At 66.1% G+C, this 16175-nt stretch carries 15 protein-coding genes; 12 read left to right on the forward strand and 3 right to left on the reverse strand.

From position 1 onward, the window contains the following. Positions 1-3: 3 nt before the first annotated feature. The 3 genes from FEZ61_RS02715 to FEZ61_RS02725 all read left to right on the forward strand — a co-directional run bounded on the left by FEZ61_RS02715 (position 4) and on the right by FEZ61_RS02725 (position 1249). Complete coding sequence (locus FEZ61_RS02715) at positions 4-402, forward strand: hypothetical protein (RefSeq protein WP_173147091.1); 399 nt, start codon at positions 4-6, stop codon at positions 400-402. A gap of 101 nt (positions 403-503) precedes the next feature. Continuing rightward, positions 504-953 carry an excinuclease gene (locus FEZ61_RS02720; RefSeq protein WP_173147093.1) on the forward strand — a complete coding sequence of 150 codons (450 nt, stop codon included), beginning with the start codon at positions 504-506 and terminating at the stop codon, positions 951-953. Between the two features lie 59 nt (positions 954-1012). Then, entirely contained in the window at positions 1013-1249 is a 237-nt protein-coding gene (locus FEZ61_RS02725) for a hypothetical protein (RefSeq protein WP_017642740.1), read from the forward strand. A gap of 387 nt (positions 1250-1636) precedes the next feature. On the opposite strand, the gene ilvA is transcribed toward FEZ61_RS02725, so the two are convergent. After that, on the reverse strand, positions 1637-3151 hold the full coding sequence (ilvA, locus tag FEZ61_RS02730; RefSeq protein ID WP_173147095.1) for a threonine ammonia-lyase, biosynthetic: 1515 nt from the start codon (positions 3149-3151) through the stop codon (positions 1637-1639). A 127-nt stretch (positions 3152-3278) separates the two neighbouring features. Between ilvA and rpiA the strand changes: the two genes are divergently transcribed. Next, a complete protein-coding gene (rpiA, locus tag FEZ61_RS02735) occupies positions 3279-3953 on the forward strand; it encodes a ribose-5-phosphate isomerase RpiA (protein WP_173147098.1) in 675 nt (224 codons plus the stop codon). 181 nt (positions 3954-4134) lie between these two features. On the opposite strand, the gene serA is transcribed toward rpiA, so the two are convergent. Beyond that, the gene (serA, locus tag FEZ61_RS02740; RefSeq protein ID WP_017639986.1) at positions 4135-5364 is read right to left on the reverse strand and encodes a phosphoglycerate dehydrogenase; all 1230 of its coding nucleotides are present in this window, start codon (positions 5362-5364) and stop codon (positions 4135-4137) included. A gap of 238 nt (positions 5365-5602) precedes the next feature. On the opposite strand from serA, the gene FEZ61_RS02745 reads away from it, so the two are divergent. The 3 genes from FEZ61_RS02745 (at position 5603) to FEZ61_RS02755 (ending at position 8308) form a co-directional block, all read left to right on the forward strand. Next, complete coding sequence (locus tag FEZ61_RS02745) at positions 5603-6268, forward strand: fumarylacetoacetate hydrolase family protein (RefSeq protein ID WP_173147100.1); 666 nt, start codon at positions 5603-5605, stop codon at positions 6266-6268. 140 nt (positions 6269-6408) lie between these two features. Then, positions 6409-7314, forward strand: a complete 906-nt coding sequence (locus FEZ61_RS02750) for an SdiA-regulated domain-containing protein (protein WP_064307601.1) — start codon at positions 6409-6411, stop codon at positions 7312-7314. A 70-nt stretch (positions 7315-7384) separates the two neighbouring features. Next, positions 7385-8308 (forward strand): SdiA-regulated domain-containing protein, encoded by a 924-nt coding sequence (locus FEZ61_RS02755; protein WP_173147102.1) that lies wholly within the window; start codon positions 7385-7387, stop codon positions 8306-8308. Between the two features lie 628 nt (positions 8309-8936). Here the strand turns inward: FEZ61_RS02755 and FEZ61_RS02760 are convergent. After that, complete coding sequence (locus FEZ61_RS02760) at positions 8937-9461, reverse strand: gamma carbonic anhydrase family protein (protein WP_017639990.1); 525 nt, start codon at positions 9459-9461, stop codon at positions 8937-8939. A gap of 329 nt (positions 9462-9790) precedes the next feature. Between FEZ61_RS02760 and FEZ61_RS02765 the strand changes: the two genes are divergently transcribed. The 5 genes from FEZ61_RS02765 (at position 9791) to FEZ61_RS02785 (ending at position 16174) form a co-directional block, all read left to right on the forward strand. Next, positions 9791-11242: an anion permease gene (locus FEZ61_RS02765; RefSeq protein ID WP_017639991.1), complete on the forward strand. Its 1452-nt coding sequence runs from the start codon at positions 9791-9793 to the stop codon at positions 11240-11242. Positions 11243-12294: 1052 nt separating this feature from the next. Further along, positions 12295-13830, forward strand: coding sequence for an acetyl-CoA hydrolase/transferase family protein (locus FEZ61_RS02770; protein ID WP_173147104.1), 1536 nt, complete (start codon positions 12295-12297; stop codon positions 13828-13830). A gap of 246 nt (positions 13831-14076) precedes the next feature. Next, a complete protein-coding gene (pbpG, locus tag FEZ61_RS02775; protein WP_026083723.1) occupies positions 14077-14982 on the forward strand; it encodes a D-alanyl-D-alanine endopeptidase in 906 nt (301 codons plus the stop codon). Between the two features lie 176 nt (positions 14983-15158). After that, positions 15159-15875 carry a carbonic anhydrase gene (locus FEZ61_RS02780; RefSeq protein WP_017639994.1) on the forward strand — a complete coding sequence of 239 codons (717 nt, stop codon included), beginning with the start codon at positions 15159-15161 and terminating at the stop codon, positions 15873-15875. Positions 15876-15934: 59 nt separating this feature from the next. Further along, entirely contained in the window at positions 15935-16174 is a 240-nt protein-coding gene (locus tag FEZ61_RS02785; protein WP_017639995.1) for a hypothetical protein, read from the forward strand. Position 16175: the final 1 nt, after the last annotated feature.

Genomic DNA, 16175 nt, shown 5'->3' on the forward strand with positions numbered 1-16175 from the left:
CCCATGTTGCGTCGCCTGCTGCTCGTCTCCGCTCTGCTGTTCCTGGCGGCCTGCACCCGCGTGCCCCTGGTGACGCCCCGGGAGGTCTTTCCCGCCGATCGAGCGGAGAACGCCGCCGATGTCCGGCGCGCCATCGTCGACACCCTCGAACGCCGTGGCTGGAGCGTCGGCCAGGAGAGCCCCGGCCTGGTGGTCGCCAGCATCGTGGTGCGCGATCGCCACCAGGCCTGGGTCGACATCCCCTACAGCACCAAGGGCTACCAGATCCGCTACCGCGACAGCGCCGGCCTCGACTACGACGGCGAGCGCATCCATCGCAACTACAACAAATGGGTCCAGCTGCTCGACGCCGACATCCGCCGGCAACTGCAGTTGCCCGCCCCCGCTGCCGCCGCGGAGTGACCCTCCGCGGCCTGCGCGATAGCACAGAACGCCGGTCCCGCGGCTGACGGGGCGGGCGTTCTGGGTTAAACAGTCATCCCCACCACCACAAGGAAGTCACCATGCGTATCCTCGCCTCCACCCTCGCCCTCACCCTGAGCCTGGCCGCGCTGCTGCCCGGCGCCGCCCAGGCCCGCGACACCACCCTGCAGCTGCCTTTCGCCGAAGTGGTCCAGGAAGCCCTGGCCGCCAAGCGCCTGGATGGCAGCGTGAAGTTCTACCTGGCCGGCAACCCGGTGCCGGGCAAGGCCACGGTGGTCAACTCCAGCATCACCACCAACCAGAAGACCAACGCCTTCAACAAGACCGACGAGGTCGCCTGCCGCTGGGTGCTGCAATCGGCGCTGATCCGCCTGCAGGAAGCGGCCAAGGCCGCCGGTGCCAATGCCGTCACCGACATCACCAGCTACTACAAGAAGAACGAGTGGAGTGATCCCACCCGCTACGAATGCCACGCCGGCGCCTTCATCGCCGGCGTCGCCCTCAAGGGCAAGCTGGTGATCCTCAAGTAGCCCGGAACGGCGGCGCGTCCGGGCGGGTCTGTCTAGAGACCTACCTGGAGGCCGCCGTTATGCCCCACTTTCGCGTCCACTACCGCAAGGACGGCGAACCCCGCCAGCTCGATCTCGACCATCCGCAGGCGACGCTCGCGCCCCATGAAGCGGCCCTCGCCGTGCTGGAACACCTGCGCGCCGACGCCGAGAACAGCCTGGCCCTGCCGCCTGCCGATGCCCCCGCCGCGGCCATCATGCGGCAAGCCGAAGTGCATGGGTTGACAGATATCAGCGTGGAGGAGCCGGCGTCGTAGGTTGGCGCTGAGCGCAGCGAAGCCCAACGGGCAGGACTGGCGGTGTCTGGCCTCCCTCACCCCAGCCCTCTCCCCAAGGGAGAGGGGGCGGTTGAACCCCGTAGCGTGGAAAACGGCGCAGCCTTTTCCACTGACAGGTCACGGTGTCAACGGTGGATAAGGCACCCTACCCGTAGGTTGGCGCTGAGCGCAGCGAAGCCCAACAGCTTAACTTCTCGCTGGTTACCCTCACCCCAGCCCTCTCCCAGAGGGAGAGGGGGCGATTGAACCCCGTAGCGTGGAAAACGGCGTAGCCTTTTCTACTGACAGGTCACGGTGTCAACGGTGGATAAGGCACCCTACCCGTAGGTTGGCGCTGAGCGCGCCGAAGCCCAACACCACCAGACCTTAGCCCAGGAACAACCGGTACGCCGGATTCTCCGTCTCATCCCAATAGCGATAGCCGATGGCATCCAGGGTCGCCAGCAGCTCCGGTCGTTCGGCATGACTGGCCTCCAGCGCCGCGAATACCCGCCCGTCCGCCGCGCCATGGTTACGATAATGGAACATGCTGATGTTCCAGCGGCCGCCTAGGCGTTCGAGGAAATCGAACAGCGCCCCGGGCCGCTCGGGGAATTCGAAGCGAAACACCTGTTCCTGGTCGACCCGCATGGCATGGCCACCCACGGTGTGGCGGATGTGCAACTTGGCCAGTTCGTTGTCGGTCAGGTCCAGCACCGGAAAACCCTGGTCGCGTAGTCCCTGCAGCAAGGCCTCACGCGGATCGCGCTGGGGATGGGTCTGGACGCCGACGAAGATATGGGCTTCCTGGCCGGTGTGGTAGCGATAGTTGAATTCGGTGATCTGCCGCCGGCCCAGGGCCTCGCAGAAGGCCCGGAAGCTCCCTGGCCGCTCGGGGATGGTCACGGCGATGATGGCTTCGCGCTGCTCGCCCAGTTCGGCGCGTTCGGCCACGTGTCTCAGGCGGTCGAAGTTGATGTTGGCGCCGGAATCGATGGCCACCAGCACCTGGCCGCCACTGGCGGCGCGCTCGGCGTACTTCTTGATCCCGGCCACGCCCAGGGCGCCCGAGGGTTCGGTGATGGAGCGGGTGTCGTCGTAGATGTCCTTGATCGCCGCGCAGATCTCGTCCGAGCTGACGGTGATCACCTCGTCCACATAACGCCGGCAGATCTCGAAGGTATGGTGGCCGATCTGGGCCACGGCCACGCCATCGGCGAACAGCCCGACTCGCGGCAAGACCACTCGCTCACCCGCCGCCATGGCCTGCTGCAGGCAGTTGGAGTCATCGGGCTCGACGCCGATGACCTTGATCTCGGGGCGCAGGTATTTCACATAGGCGGCGATACCGGCGATCAGGCCGCCACCCCCCACGGGGACGAAGATGGCGTCCAGGCGCCCGGGGTGCTGGCGCAGGATCTCCATGGCCACGGTGCCCTGGCCGGCGATGACGTCCGGATCGTCATAGGGCGGGACGAAGGTGTAGCCCTGCTCCTCGACCAGGCGCAGCGCCTCGGCCAGGGCCTCGGGAAAGGCGTCGCCGTGCAGCACCACTTCGCCGCCACGGGACTGCACGCCGATGACCTTGAGCTCGGGGGTGGTGCGCGGCATGACGATGATCGCCCGCACGCCCAGTTCGCGGGCCGCCAGGGCCAGGCCCTGGGCGTGGTTGCCGGCGCTGGCGGCGATCACCCCACGGGCCTTCTCTTCGGTCGAGAGGCTGGCCAGCTTGGTGTAGGCGCCGCGGATCTTGAAGGAAAACACCGGTTGCAGGTCTTCGCGCTTGAGCAGCACCTGGCAGCCCAGCCGCTCGGACAGCGCCCGCGCCGGTTGCAGGGGCGTCTCGATGGCCACGTCGTAGACGGGGGCGAGCAGGGTCTTCTTCACATACTGTTCGAGCATCGGCGGGACGATCCGGTGGGTGCGGCGGGGGCGAAAAGTCTACTACGGGCACTCCCGGGTAGGTTAGCCAGGCCGTCCGAGCGGCTATAATCGGCGACCCTTCACCCGTTTCTCTGCGGATACCCCCATGAATCAGGACCAGCTCAAGCAGGCCGTCGCCCAGGCCGCGGTCGACCTCATCCTTCCCCAGCTCTCCCGCGACAGCGTGGTCGGCGTGGGCACCGGCTCGACCGCCAACTTCTTCATCGACCTGCTGGCCAAGCACAAGCTGGAATTCGACGGCGCCGTGGCCAGCTCCCAGGCCACCGCCGACCGGCTGAAGCGCCACGGCATCACCGTCTATGACCTCAACGGCGTCAGCGACCTGGAATTCTACGTGGACGGCGCCGACGAAGCCGACGGCCACCTCAACCTAATCAAGGGCGGCGGCGCGGCCCTGACCCGCGAGAAGATCGTCGCCGCGGTGGCGCGCAAATTCATCTGCATCGCCGACGCCAGCAAGCGCGTCGACGTCCTCGGCGAATTCCCGCTGCCGGTGGAAGTCATCCCCATGGCCCGCAGCCACGTGGCCCGCGAGCTGGTGAAACTGGGCGGCGACCCGGAATACCGCGACGGCGTGGTGACCGACAACGGCAACGTCATCCTCGACGTGCACAACATGCACATCGTCGATCCGGTGGGCCTGGAGGCCCGGATCAACAACATCGTCGGCGTGGTCGCCAACGGCCTCTTCGCCGCCCGCCCGGCGGACGTGCTGCTCTTGGGCACCGCCCAGGGCGTGGAGCGGTTGGAGCGCAGCTGAATCAGCATTTCTTGGCTGGCCGGCTGTTGGGCTTCGACGATGGAGCCGTCTCAACCCAACCTACGAGGTTTGAGTAGGTTGGGTTGAGCGCAGCGAAGCCCAACACCGCTCAAACGCTGAGCCCACAAAAAAGCCCCGGTCAGGCGAACCCGACCGGGGCTTTTTCATGGCGCGGGGATGCTTAGAACAGCACGCGGCAACGGATGGTGCCCTTGATGTTCTGCAGCTTTTCCTGGGCCAGGTCGGAGTAGTCGGCGTCGACGTCGATCACCACGTAGCCGACCTTCTCGTCGGTCTGCAGGTACTGACCGGAGATGTTGATGCCGCTCTCGGAGAAGACCCGGTTGATCTCCGACAGCACGCCCGGCACGTTCTGGTGGATGTGCAGCAGGCGGTGCTTGCCCGGGTGCGACGGCAGGGCCACTTCAGGGAAGTTGACCGAGGACACCGAGGTACCGTTGTCGCTGTACTTGACCAGCTTCTCGGCCACTTCCAGGCCGATGTTGGCCTGGGCCTCGGCGGTGGAGCCACCGATGTGCGGGGTCAGGATGACATTGTCCAGGCCACGCAGCGGCGAGACGAACTCGTCGTTGTTGGAACGCGGCTCCACTGGGAAGACGTCGATGGCGGCGCCGATCAGGTGCTCGTCCTTGATGGCGGCGGCCAGGGCGTCGAGATCGACCACGGTGCCGCGCGCGGCGTTGATCAGGATGCCGCCCTTCTTGATGGCACGGATCTCGCGCTCACCCATCATCAGCTGGGTGGCGGGGGTTTCCGGCACGTGCAGGGTGACGATGTCGCTCATGCCGAGCAGCTCGGTCAGGGAGCCGACCTGCTGGGCGTTGCCCAGAGGCAGCTTGGTGATGACGTCATAGAAGAACACCTGCATGCCCAGGCCCTCGGCCAGCACCGACAGCTGAGTGCCGATGGAGCCGTAGCCGATGATGCCGAGCTTCTTGCCACGGATCTCGAAGGAGTTGGCCGCGCTCTTGATCCAGCCGCCGCGGTGGCAGGAGGCGTTCTTGGCCGGGATGCCGCGCAGCAGCAGGATGGCCTCGGCCAGCACCAGCTCGGCGACCGAACGGGTGTTGGAATAGGGGGCGTTGAACACGGCGATGCCGCGCTCGCGGGCGGCCTGCAGGTCGACCTGGTTGGTGCCGATGCAGAAGCAGCCGACGGCGACCAGCTTCTTGGCGCAGTCGAACACCTCTTCGGTGAGCTGGGTGCGCGAGCGGATGCCGATGAAGTGGGCGTCGGCGATCTTTTCCTTGAGCTGGGCATCCGGCAGGGAGCTGGTGACGTACTCGATGTTGCTGTAACCCGCGGACTTCAGGATATCCACGGCGGACTGGTGGACGCCTTCCAGGAGAAGGAAGCGGATCTTGCTCTTGTCGAGGGAAGTCTTGCTCATCTGCGTTGAATCCAGAGTGTCCAGGGAGAAGGATGCCGGCGCGGCGCAGGCCAGGTCAGCCAGCGGCAAAGGGGTCGCTATCTTAGCATGCGCAGCCGGATGCAGGTCCGGTTGCGACCTGAAGCTTTCTCAGGGCGACCATGAGCACCTTGCGACCCGCATCGCGCCGCGGCGTCCGCTTTTGGTTAAGATCGTGGGGTCAAGATCGCCCGCAGACGCCACTCACCAGGAGCACCCCATGGCCTACCAGCACCAGTACCTCGATGGCACCAAGATCCACTTCCCCCTGGGCAAGGTCGTCTGCATCGGCCGCAACTACGCCGAGCACGCCAAGGAGCTGAACAACCCGGTGCCCTCCGAGCCCCTGCTGTTCATCAAGCCGGCCAGCTGCGTGGTGCCGGTGGCCGAGGGCTTCGCCATTCCCACCGATCAGGGTTCGGTGCACTACGAGGCCGAGATCGCCGTGCTGATCGGCAAGCCGCTGTCGAAGAAGCCTTCGCCAGAGGAAGTCCGCGACGCCCTCTCCGGCTTCGCCCCCGCCCTGGACCTGACCCTCAGGGACGTGCAGAGCCGCCTCAAGGAAAAGGGCTATCCCTGGGAGATCGCCAAGAGCTTCGACGGCGCCTGCGTGCTCGCGCCCTTCGTGCCGGGCGATGCCTTCGAGGACCTGGCCGACATCCCGGTGCGCCTGACCATCAACGGCGAGGTGCGCCAGGACGGCAACAGCCGCGACATGCTCAACCCCATCCTGCCGCTGATCCAGACCATCGCCGGGCATTTCTCCCTGCAACCGGGTGACGTCATCCTCACCGGCACACCGGTAGGTGTCGGACCGCTCAACGTGGGCGATCAACTGGTGCTGGAGCTGCCGGACGTTAGCCGCTTCGAAACCCGCGTGCTATGACCCCCGCCACCCCACCGTCGCCTGGCGGGTGCCTGGCGATGGTGTACCGGCACGGCCACGACGCTCTAGGCTTTGCCTGAAAAGTGCCTACGCTCGGCGACTGTGCAGACAAGCCATAACAAGAAGCCGTACGAGCCCGCATGTCCAGACTCCCCCGCCTCATCCTGTTCCGCCTCCTCCCCGCCTTCGTCCTGCTGGTGCTGATCGTCCTCACCTTCGTCTGGCACTGGAACGATAGGGCGCTGCTCTGGTGGCAGGAATACCGCACGCCGCCGGAAGTACGGGCCCAGGCGGTCTGGTTGCCGGACTACCAGGCGGTGATCCAGGGCAAGCCGCTGCCGGGCCTGGCCGAAGCCGAGACTTCCGACCTCACCTACGATCCCCGCACCCGCACCCTCTTCGCCGTCACCGGCAATACGCCCTACCTGGTGCAATTGAGCCTAACCGGCGACATCCTCAGGCGCATCCCGATCCGCAACGTCGCCAACCTTGAAGGCGTGACCGCCCTGGAAGACGGGCGCCTGGCCATCGTCGACGAGCGCCAGCGGCGGCTGTCGCTGTTCCAACTGGCGGACGACACCCAGGAGCTGGACGCCAACACCTTCGAGCATCATGACCTGGGCTTTCCCGACGCCGGCAACAAGGGCTTCGAAGGCATCGCCTGGGATCCACGGCGCCAACGCTTGATCCTCAGCAAGGAGCGCGACCCGGCCGCCCTCTTCACCCTGGCCAGCGACGGCCGCGGCGTTACCGGTACCCTCCAGCCCTTTCCCCTCAAGCAGCTGGTGATCGACTACTCCGCGGTGGCGGTCGATCCGCGCACCGGTCACCTGCTGGCGCTGTCTGATCAGTCCCACACCCTGGTGGAGCTGACCGCGGAAGGTTCACCGGTCAGCTTCATCAGCCTCAGAAATGGTCTGCACGGCCTCAAGGCGACCATGGAACAGCCGGAAGGCGTGGCCCTCGATGAGGCCGGCAATCTCTACCTGATTGGTGAACCCAATCTCTTCCACGTGTTTCACAAGGTGTCCAAAGCGGCGCAATGAGCGCCTATTCAGCTTGAATTCAGGGTGGCGCCCTTAGGCTGCGCGGCATCACCGCCTCAGGACCCTGTCGATGCTTCCGCTGTTTTCCCCGCGCACCCTGGGTGCCCTGTTGGGCGCCGCCCTGCTGCTGACCCTGACCCTGGTGGCCCAGCAGCACCGGCTGTTCGAGCGCCTCTGGTTCAACGTCCAGAGCCAGCTCCAGGCCGAGAGTCGGCAGGCCCGCTCGCTGTGGCTGCCGAGCTATCGCGTCACCGTGGAAGCGCGTTCCATCGGCGAGGGCATCACCGACGTCTCGGCGCTGAGCTTCGATCCGGATCGCCGCACCCTGGTCAGCGTCACCAACAAGCCGGCGCGTTTTCTCGAACTCGACCTGGACGGCCGGCTGCTACGCCAGGTGGACCTCAAGGGCTTCAGTGATCCGGAAGCCATCGAGTACATCAAGCCGGGTGTGTACATGATCAGCGAAGAGCGCCGCCAACGCCTGGTGCGGGTACATATCGGCGCCGACACCCAGGTGGTGGACATCGACGACCGCCAGGTCAGTCATCCCTTCAGCCTGAGCGATGTGGAAAGCGACAACCGCGGCAACGAAGGCCTGGCCTACGACGCGGCCCGCGAGCGCTTCTTCGTCGCCAAGGAAAGCGATCCGGTACGCATCTACGAGATCGACGGCCTGGGCAGCGAAGCCTTCGAGGGCCTGCAGGCCTTGTCGCTGCGCAGCGACCCCAAGCGTGACCGCCGCCTGTTCGTGCGTGACCTCTCCAGCCTGCAATTCGACCCTGGCACCGGCCACCTGCTGGCGCTCTCCGATCAGTCGCGGCTGGTACTGGAGCTGGATGACGACGGCAAGCCGATCAGCTCCCTGTCGCTGCTGCGCGGCCAGCACGGCCTGAGCCGCAGCGTGCCCCAGGCCGAGGGCGTGGCCATGGACGACCAGGGCCGGCTGTATGTGGTCAGCGAGCCGAATCTGTTCTATCGCTTCGAGAAGCCATGAGGTAGAGGCTCATCGCGGCCAAGGCGGTCCGCCGCCTGCTCGGATAGCCCCCTCTCCCCCCTGGGAGAGGGTTGGGGTGAGGGCGCGCCGGGCAACAAATCTTCCGGTAGAAAAGGCTGCGCCGTTTTTCACGCTGCGCAGCCGGTGTTGGGCTTCGACGATGGAGCCGTCTCAACCCAACCTACGGGAATCGCCGTAGGTTGGGTTGAGCGCAGCGAAGCCCAACAGGCTTTGGCACCTCCCCCTCACCCCGGCCCTCTCCGCAAGAGAGAAGGGGGTGGTCCGGCGCCGTGGATAGCAGGGCGACAATGGATCGCACGCCCGACCGAACTGGTAGCCCAAGCACTCGCTCGGATAGCCCCCTCTCCCCTCGGGAGAGGGTTGGGGTGAGGGCGCGCCCGGCAGCGATGGTCATATAGAAAAGGCTGCGCCGTTTTTCACGCTACGCGGCCAGTGTTGGGCTTCGACGAAGGAGCCGTCTCAACCCAACCTACGGGAATCGTCGTAGGTTGGGTTGAGCGCAGCGAAGCCCAACAGGCTTTGGCACCTCCCCCTCACCCCAGCCCTCTCCCGGAGGGAGAGGGGGTGGTCCGGCGTCGACTCCTATCATTGTCGCCAAGCGATGCCCCTACTCCCCCTGCTCGAACAACTCCTCCAGGTAGCGTCGCGCATTGGCCACATAGACCTGGGCATTGGCCGCCAGCTGCGCCTGCTGGGCGTCGCTCAGGGTACGCACCACCTTGGCCGGCGAGCCAAGCACCAGGGAGCCATCGGGGATCACCGCGTTCTCGGTGACCAGGGCATTGGCGCCCACCAGGCAGTTGCGCCCGATGCGCGCGCCGTTGAGCACCACCGCGTGGATGCCGATCAGGCTGCCGTCGCCGATCTCGCAGCCATGCAGCATGGCCTGGTGCCCCACGGTGACGCCGCGCCCCAGGGTCAGCGGCGAGCCGGGATCGGTGTGCAGCACGGCGCCGTCCTGCACGTTGCTATCGGGGCCGATGTGGATCAGTTCGTTGTCACCGCGCAGCACCGCGCCAAACCAGACGCTGGCGCCTTCATCCAGGCGCACCTTGCCGATCACCGCGGCGGTAGGCGCGACCCAACTGTGCGGATGGGCGTCGACGCGGTGTTCTCCCAGGCGGTACTTCATGGTGCTCATCCTCGTGTTGTTGTCATTGGCGGAAGGGCCGATTGTTCGCCGATGCGAGCTGCGGGTGCAATCGGTGCGCGATCGGCCCATCGGTTGTTGCAAGTCATTCTCGATAACGAAAGAATGCCTTCAGGGAACCTAAGACCGCAGGACTGCGACGAATGACCACGGCCAGAGCGCTGGGAAAGGGTGCTGCCCTTTGCAAAGCTTGCTGCCGCTGACGTCCCCGGCCCCTACCGGGCCAGCGTTGCCGCTGCACGCGGTGACCTGTCGTCAGCCATCCCGGCCCAGGCCGGTTTCCCGAGACCACCGGAATCTGCGAGCGCCCGATGCGTACCACCTGGAAATTCCTGCTGCCCCTCGCCGTCACCGGATTGCTGGCGCTGCTGCCCGCACCGGAGGGCCTGCCCGCTCACGCCTGGCTGTACTTCGCCCTCTTCGCCGGGGTGGTGGTGGGGCTGATCCTCGAACCCCTGCCCGGCGCGGTGATCGGCCTTATCGGGGTAGCCCTGGCGGCCCTGCTGGCGCCCTGGGTGCTGTTCAGCCCGGCGCAACTGGCGACACCGGGCTTTCGCGCGCCCCAGGAGGCGCTGAAATGGGGCCTGGCGGGCTTTTCCAACAACACCGTCTGGCTGATCTTCAGTGCCTTCATGTTCGCCCTGGGCTATGAGAAGACCGGGCTCGGGCGGCGGATCGCCCTGCTGCTGGTCAAGGCCATGGGCCGCCGGACCCTGACCCTGGGCTACGCGGTGATGCTGGCCGATCTGGCCCTGGCCCCCTTCACCCCGTCCAACACCGCGCGCAGCGGCGGCACCGTCTACCCGGTGATCCGCAACCTGCCGCTGCTCTACGATTCCAAGCCCAACGACCCCAGCGCGCGGCGCATCGGCTCCTACCTGATGTGGGTGGCGATCTCCTCCACCTGCGTCACCAGTACCCTGTTCCTCACTGCCCTGGCGCCCAACCTGCTGGCCGCCGCCCTGATCGAGAAGACCGCCCAGGTGCACATCAGCTGGGGCCAGTGGTTCATCGCCGCCGCGCCCATGGGCATCCTGCTGCTGGCCCTGCTGCCGCTGCTGGCCTATTGGCTGTATCCACCGGAGATCAAGCGCAACGACCAGGTGCCGCTGTGGGCGGCCAAGGAACTGGCCGCGCTCGGCCCGCTGACACGCGATGAAAAGCTGCTGCTGGCCCTGGTGATCGGCGCCCTGGCGCTGTGGATCTTTGGCGCCGCCTGGGCCGACCCGGCGTTGGTGGGGATCCTGGTCATCGTGCTGATGCTGCTGCTCAAGGTCATCACCTGGAACGATGCCCTGGGCAACAAGGCCGCCTGGAACACCTTCGCCTGGTTCGCCACCCTGGTGGCCCTGGCCGACGGCCTGACCCGGGTCGGCTTCGTCGCCTGGTTCGGCCAGTGGGTCGCCGGCCACCTGGGCGGCTTCCACGCCGGCACCGCCATGGTGGTACTGGTCACGGTGTTCTATCTCGCCCACTACCTGTTCGCCAGTTCCACCGCCCACACCACCGCGCTGCTGCCGGTGATGCTGGCCGCCGGCATGGGCATCCCCGGCATCGACCTGCCGGTATTCGCCCTGCTGCTGGGCACCTCGCTGGGGCTGATGGGCATCATCACCCCCTATGGCACCGGGCCAAGTCCGGTGTACTACGGCAGCGGCTACCTGCCCAGCGCCGACTACTGGCGACTGGGGACCATTTTCGGCGCGCTGTTCCTGCTGGTGCTGCTGGGGATCGGGGTGCCGTGGATCATGATGGTGGCGTGAGGCAGAGGCCCGAGTGGAGCACCGTAGGTTGGGTTGAGCGATAGCGAAGCCCAACATTGCGGAAGTTGCCGTGATGCCTTTATCGGTGCCCTGGCTGCTTATCGAGTGCTCGGATGACTTTTGTTTCGCCCACCCGGGCGACTCACTTTTGCCAATCGCCGCAAAAGTAAGCAAAACGCTTGCCCCGACCATCCGGCCTTCCGCTTCGCTCCAGGTCCGCTCACGTCAGCGCCATTCCGGGGTCGGCCTACACGGGCCGTCCATGTCCCGTTAGGCCTCTCGCCGCATCCATGCGGCTCGACCCACTCCACGACGCCGGCGTTCGCCCTCCTGAACGAGGCGATTCGCGCACCTGATGCCTTCGGTGCAAACCGGTAGGGTGGACAACGGCGCAGCCTTGTCCACGCGATAGGCGTTACCTCCTCAGTGGAAAACGCTGCGCGGTTTTCCAAGTTCCAAACCTGTGAACACCCAGGCAGCAGGCTTGCGCCCCGGCCCCGTCAGTGAGGCCGAGTTCCGGTGTCGTGGCTGGGGTTGCGAGGCAGGACGCCGAGCAAGGCGCGAGGGGCAGGAGGCCCCTTCGTGCCGTGCCCCTGCCACGGCGCCGGAGCGAGGGAAACGTAGCGAAGCGGAGTAACAGCTACTGGCTGGCCCGAAGGGTGAGCGGAGCGAATCACTCGGAGCGCAGCGGAGGGCCGAAACGTGGGGACAGCGTTTTTGGTTACTTTTGTCCGGGGCGCGTAGCCGCGACTGGCAAAAGTGACTCGCCCGGGTGGGCGAAAAAAAGCATCAGCAAACCACGATAAACAGCTAGGGCACCCACAACCCTAATCCGTTGGGCTTCGCTGCGCTCAGCGCCAACCTACAAATACCGATGTTTGGAATGACTAGGCACCGTTGGGCTTCGACGGTAAAGCCGTCTCAACCCAACCTACGCCCCACTCCCCCAAAATTTCCCCGCCCACCCGACCTTTTGCTTAGGGACCTAAGCATCCCTTCGGCGTAGAATCCACATTCTTAGTGTGCTTTCGATAACACCCGCAGAGGTCGTCATGTCCCACCGTATTCGCCATCCCGGTTTCGCCGCCAAGCGCCAGAGCGCCGAGCAGGCCGCGCAGTTCATCCGTCACGGCATGACCGTGGGCATGAGCGGTTTCACCGGGGCCGGTTATCCCAAGGCCGTGCCCGGCGCCCTGGCCCAGCGCATCACCGCCAGCCATGGCGCCGGCGAGCCCTTTCGCATCAAGGTGTTGACCGGTGCCTCCACCGCACCGGAGCTGGACGGTGCCCTGGCGCGGGTCGATGGCATCGAGTTGCGGGTGCCCTTCCAGTCCGATCCCGAGTTGCGCAGCCGCATCAACGCCGGTGGCCTGGAGTACATGGACATCCACCTCGGCCAGCTGGCGGAAAAGGTGCGTTATGGCTTCTTCGGCAAGATCGACGTGGCGGTGGTGGAGATCGCCGCCATTCGCGAAGACGGCCTGCTGGTGCCCTCCTCCTCGGTGGGCAACAACAAGACCTGGCTGGACATGGCCGATGCCGTGATCCTCGAGGTCAATCGCTGGCAGCCCGATGCCCTGGACGGCATGCACGACATCTACACCGACGGCGCCCTGCCGCCCCACCGCACGCCCATTCCGCTGGCCCATCCCGGCGACCGCATCGGCTCGCCTTACCTGGAGGTACCGCTGGACAAGGTGGTGGCCGTGGTGGAGACCGATGCCCCCGATCGCAACAGCCCGTTCAAGGCGCCGGACGCCGCCTCCCAGGCCATCGCCGCGCACCTGCTGGACTTCCTCCGCTTCGAGGTACGTCAGGGACGCATCCCGGCCAACCTGCTGCCGATCCAGTCGGGGGTCGGCAACATCGCCAACGCCTTCATGCAGGGCCTGGCCGAGAGCGAGTTCGAAGGGCTGACCGCCTTCACCGAGGTGATCCAGGACGGCATGCTGGAACTGCTCATCAGCGGCAAGATGGAATTGGCTTCGGCGACGTCCTTCTCCCTGAGTCCGGCGGGCATCGAGCGCTTCCTCGAACACGCCGAAGCGCTGCGCCAGCGCATCATCCTGCGCCAGCAGGGGGTCAGCAATCACCCGGAACTGGTGCGGCGGCTGGGTTGCATCGCCCTCAACGGCATGCTCGAAGCCGACCTCTATGGCAACGTCAACTCCACTCACCAGATGGGCACGGGGATGATGAACGGCATCGGCGGCTCCGGCGACTTCGCCCGCAACGCCTATCTGTCGGTGTTCATGGCGCCGAGCACCGCCAAGAACGGGCTGATCTCGACCCTGGTGCCCATGGTCAGCCACGTCGACCACACCGAGCACGATGTCTCGGTGATCGTCACCGACCAAGGCCTGGCCGACCTGCGCATGCTCAGCCCCAAGCAGCGCGCCCGGGCCATCCTCGAACACTGCGTGCATCCGAGTTTCCGCCCGGCACTGGAGGACTACTTCGCGCGCGCCCTGGCCGGCAGCCACGGCAAGCACACCCCGCACCTGCTGCCCGAGGCCCTGGCCTGGCACGAGCGCTACCTGGTCACCGGCAGCATGCTCGGCCCCGCCGCCCAGGAAGCCCACGACTGAAAGGCAAGGCGTCCGAGCCTTCTCGGGCGCCCTTTCGCTCCGCCATCCCTGCCGTTCGTCGCCCATCTGCAACTAATTGTGACTTTTTGCCAGCGCGCTGTGAAAAAAGCTGTCCTGTCGGATTCCCAGCCGACATTCCGGGTGATAAAAGACGTGAAATCTCTGAGCAATGTCCTTGATCTACAAGGGGCATTGCCGTTCGCGGTTGTTCTAATTCCGCCCCCTTTGAGAGCTGCTACCGTGAAGATCTGTCATCAACTCGCCGGCTTGTTGCTGGCTGGCTTGGTCGGGCTGAGTCCGGCCGTCCTGGCCCAGACCCCACCGAAGGTCAAGGCCGCGGCTGCCGCCACCGCCCAGCGCCTGGCCTCGAACCACGCCCTGGTCGTCGACCTCAAGACCAACCAGGTGCTCTTTTCCCAGAATCCCGATCAGGTCGCCCCCATCGCCTCGGTGACCAAGCTGATGACCGCCCTGGTGGTGCTCGATGCCAAGCTGCCGCTGGAGCAGACCATCGACATCGACATCAGCGAGAATCCGGCCATGCGCGGCATCTTCTCGCGGGTGCGCCTGGGCAGTCAGCTGACCCGGCGCGACATGCTGCAACTGGCGCTGATGTCCTCGGAAAACCGCGCCGCCACCAGCCTCGCCCACCACTATCCAGGTGGCCAGCGCGCCTTCGTCGCCGCCATGAATGCCAAGGCTCGCGCCCTGGGCATGAAGAACACCCGCTACGCCGAACCCACTGGCCTGTCGCCGCTCAACGTCTCCACCGCGCGTGATCTGGTCACCCTGCTCAAGGCCACCGAACGCTATCCGCTGCTCGGTCAGCTCAGCACCACCCCGGAAAAGACCCAGGCCTTCCACAATCCCAACTATGTGCTGGGCTTTCGCAATACCAATCACCTGGTCTACAACGCCGACTGGAGTGTGCAGCTGACCAAGACCGGCTACACCGACAAGGCCGGTCACTGCCTGGTGATGCGCACCGTGATGGCCGGTCGTCCAGTGGCCTTCGTGGTGATGGACGCCTTCGGCAAGTTCACCCACATGGCCGATGCCACCCGCGTCCGTCGCTGGCTGGAAACCGGCGCCCTGAGCCCCCTGCCGGGCGCGCCCAAGGCCGGTCGCAGCACGGTATTGGCGCGGCAGTGACGCCCGCCTGAGCGAGTCCCGAAGCCGCGTTCCGACGCGGCTTTTTCATGCCTGGCGCTTTTCCACGGGTCGGATACGCGCCGCCTCGCCTGGCAGGATCGGCGGCGGCGGACAATAGTTATCCCTAGCGCTGGAGACCGCAGTACCGGCACGCCCCCACGCGAAGAGGTGTCCCGATGAAGCCCGCTCTGTCACGTCGCCAACTCCTGCACTGCGCCTGCTGCCTGCCGGTGGCCGCTGCCCTGGCCCCGTTGGCCCTGCCTGCCCTGGCCGCGCCGGCCAAGGCCCACACCACCCTCACTGCCGAGCAGGCCCTGCAACGGCTGATCGACGGCAACCAGGGCTTCATGGACGACCAGCCCCTGCATGGAGAAACCAACCGCGATCGGCGTCTGGCGATCGCCAAGGGCCAGACACCCTTTTGCGTGCTGGTGTCCTGTTCGGATTCGCGGGTCTCGCCGGAGCTGCTGTTCGGCCGTGGCCTGGGCGAGTTGTTTATCGTGCGCAACGCCGGCAACACCCTGGACACCACCGCCCTGGGCTCGGTGGAGTACGCCATCAGCCAGCTGGGGGTGCCGCTGATCGTGGTCATGGGCCATGAGAAATGCGGCGCGGTGGAAGCCGCGGTGGCGGTGGTGGAGCAGAACGCCCTCTATCCCGGTGCCATCGGCGCCATGATCGAACCCATCCTGCCGGCGGTGCTCAGCGCCCGCGCCGGCAATCCACCGGATCTGTTGGAAGCCGCGGTGCGCAGCAATGTGCAGCGCACGGTCCGGCGGCTGCGCGCGGCCTCCGAGCCGACCCTGCTCGCGCCGCAACAGGACGGTCGGGTCAAGGTGGTGGGCGCCTACTACACCCTGGAAAACGGCCATGTGGACTTCTTCGACGTCTGAGGCGGGCACCCCGTGCCTCAGGTGCGGTCTAGGGCTGTATCCCCTATATGGAAAGCCCCATGAGCAAAGACGCGATCGCCCACCAGTACTACGAGACCGTCACCGGCCGCTGCTGGCTGGATGACGTGCGCGAATGGCGCCGCTTGCAGGCCGAGGCCCAGGCCGCCGCCGATCGCTACCTGGCCTGCCCGGAGGATCTCGAGGCGCCCGAACGCCTGCGCCTGGAACAGACCTGGCGCGCCAGCAACGAAGAAGCCGGCGCCTTCTGGCAGCGCATGTGGGCGAATCTGGATCGCTAGT

The organism is Pseudomonas sp. MS15a(2019), assembly GCF_013277805.1.
Taxonomy (GTDB): Bacteria; Pseudomonadota; Gammaproteobacteria; order Pseudomonadales; family Pseudomonadaceae; genus Chryseomonas; species Chryseomonas benzopyrenica.

Excerpts from the sequence above, each read along its gene's own strand:
- FEZ61_RS02715 (WP_173147091.1), top strand. The coding sequence starts at position 4 with ATGTTGCGTCGCCTGCTGCTCGTCTCCGCTCTGCTGTTCCTGGCGGCC.
- FEZ61_RS02720 (WP_173147093.1), top strand. The coding sequence starts at position 504 with ATGCGTATCCTCGCCTCCACCCTCGCCCTCACCCTGAGCCTGGCCGCG.
- FEZ61_RS02725 (WP_017642740.1), top strand. The coding sequence starts at position 1,013 with ATGCCCCACTTTCGCGTCCACTACCGCAAGGACGGCGAACCCCGCCAG.
- ilvA (WP_173147095.1), bottom strand. The coding sequence starts at position 3,151 with ATGCTCGAACAGTATGTGAAGAAGACCCTGCTCGCCCCCGTCTACGAC.
- rpiA (WP_173147098.1), top strand. The coding sequence starts at position 3,279 with ATGAATCAGGACCAGCTCAAGCAGGCCGTCGCCCAGGCCGCGGTCGAC.
- serA (WP_017639986.1), bottom strand. The coding sequence starts at position 5,364 with ATGAGCAAGACTTCCCTCGACAAGAGCAAGATCCGCTTCCTTCTCCTG.
- FEZ61_RS02745 (WP_173147100.1), top strand. The coding sequence starts at position 5,603 with ATGGCCTACCAGCACCAGTACCTCGATGGCACCAAGATCCACTTCCCC.
- FEZ61_RS02750 (WP_064307601.1), top strand. The coding sequence starts at position 6,409 with ATGTCCAGACTCCCCCGCCTCATCCTGTTCCGCCTCCTCCCCGCCTTC.
- FEZ61_RS02755 (WP_173147102.1), top strand. The coding sequence starts at position 7,385 with ATGCTTCCGCTGTTTTCCCCGCGCACCCTGGGTGCCCTGTTGGGCGCC.
- FEZ61_RS02760 (WP_017639990.1), bottom strand. The coding sequence starts at position 9,461 with ATGAAGTACCGCCTGGGAGAACACCGCGTCGACGCCCATCCGCACAGT.
- FEZ61_RS02765 (WP_017639991.1), top strand. The coding sequence starts at position 9,791 with ATGCGTACCACCTGGAAATTCCTGCTGCCCCTCGCCGTCACCGGATTG.
- FEZ61_RS02770 (WP_173147104.1), top strand. The coding sequence starts at position 12,295 with ATGTCCCACCGTATTCGCCATCCCGGTTTCGCCGCCAAGCGCCAGAGC.
- FEZ61_RS02780 (WP_017639994.1), top strand. The coding sequence starts at position 15,159 with ATGAAGCCCGCTCTGTCACGTCGCCAACTCCTGCACTGCGCCTGCTGC.
- FEZ61_RS02785 (WP_017639995.1), top strand. The coding sequence starts at position 15,935 with ATGAGCAAAGACGCGATCGCCCACCAGTACTACGAGACCGTCACCGGC.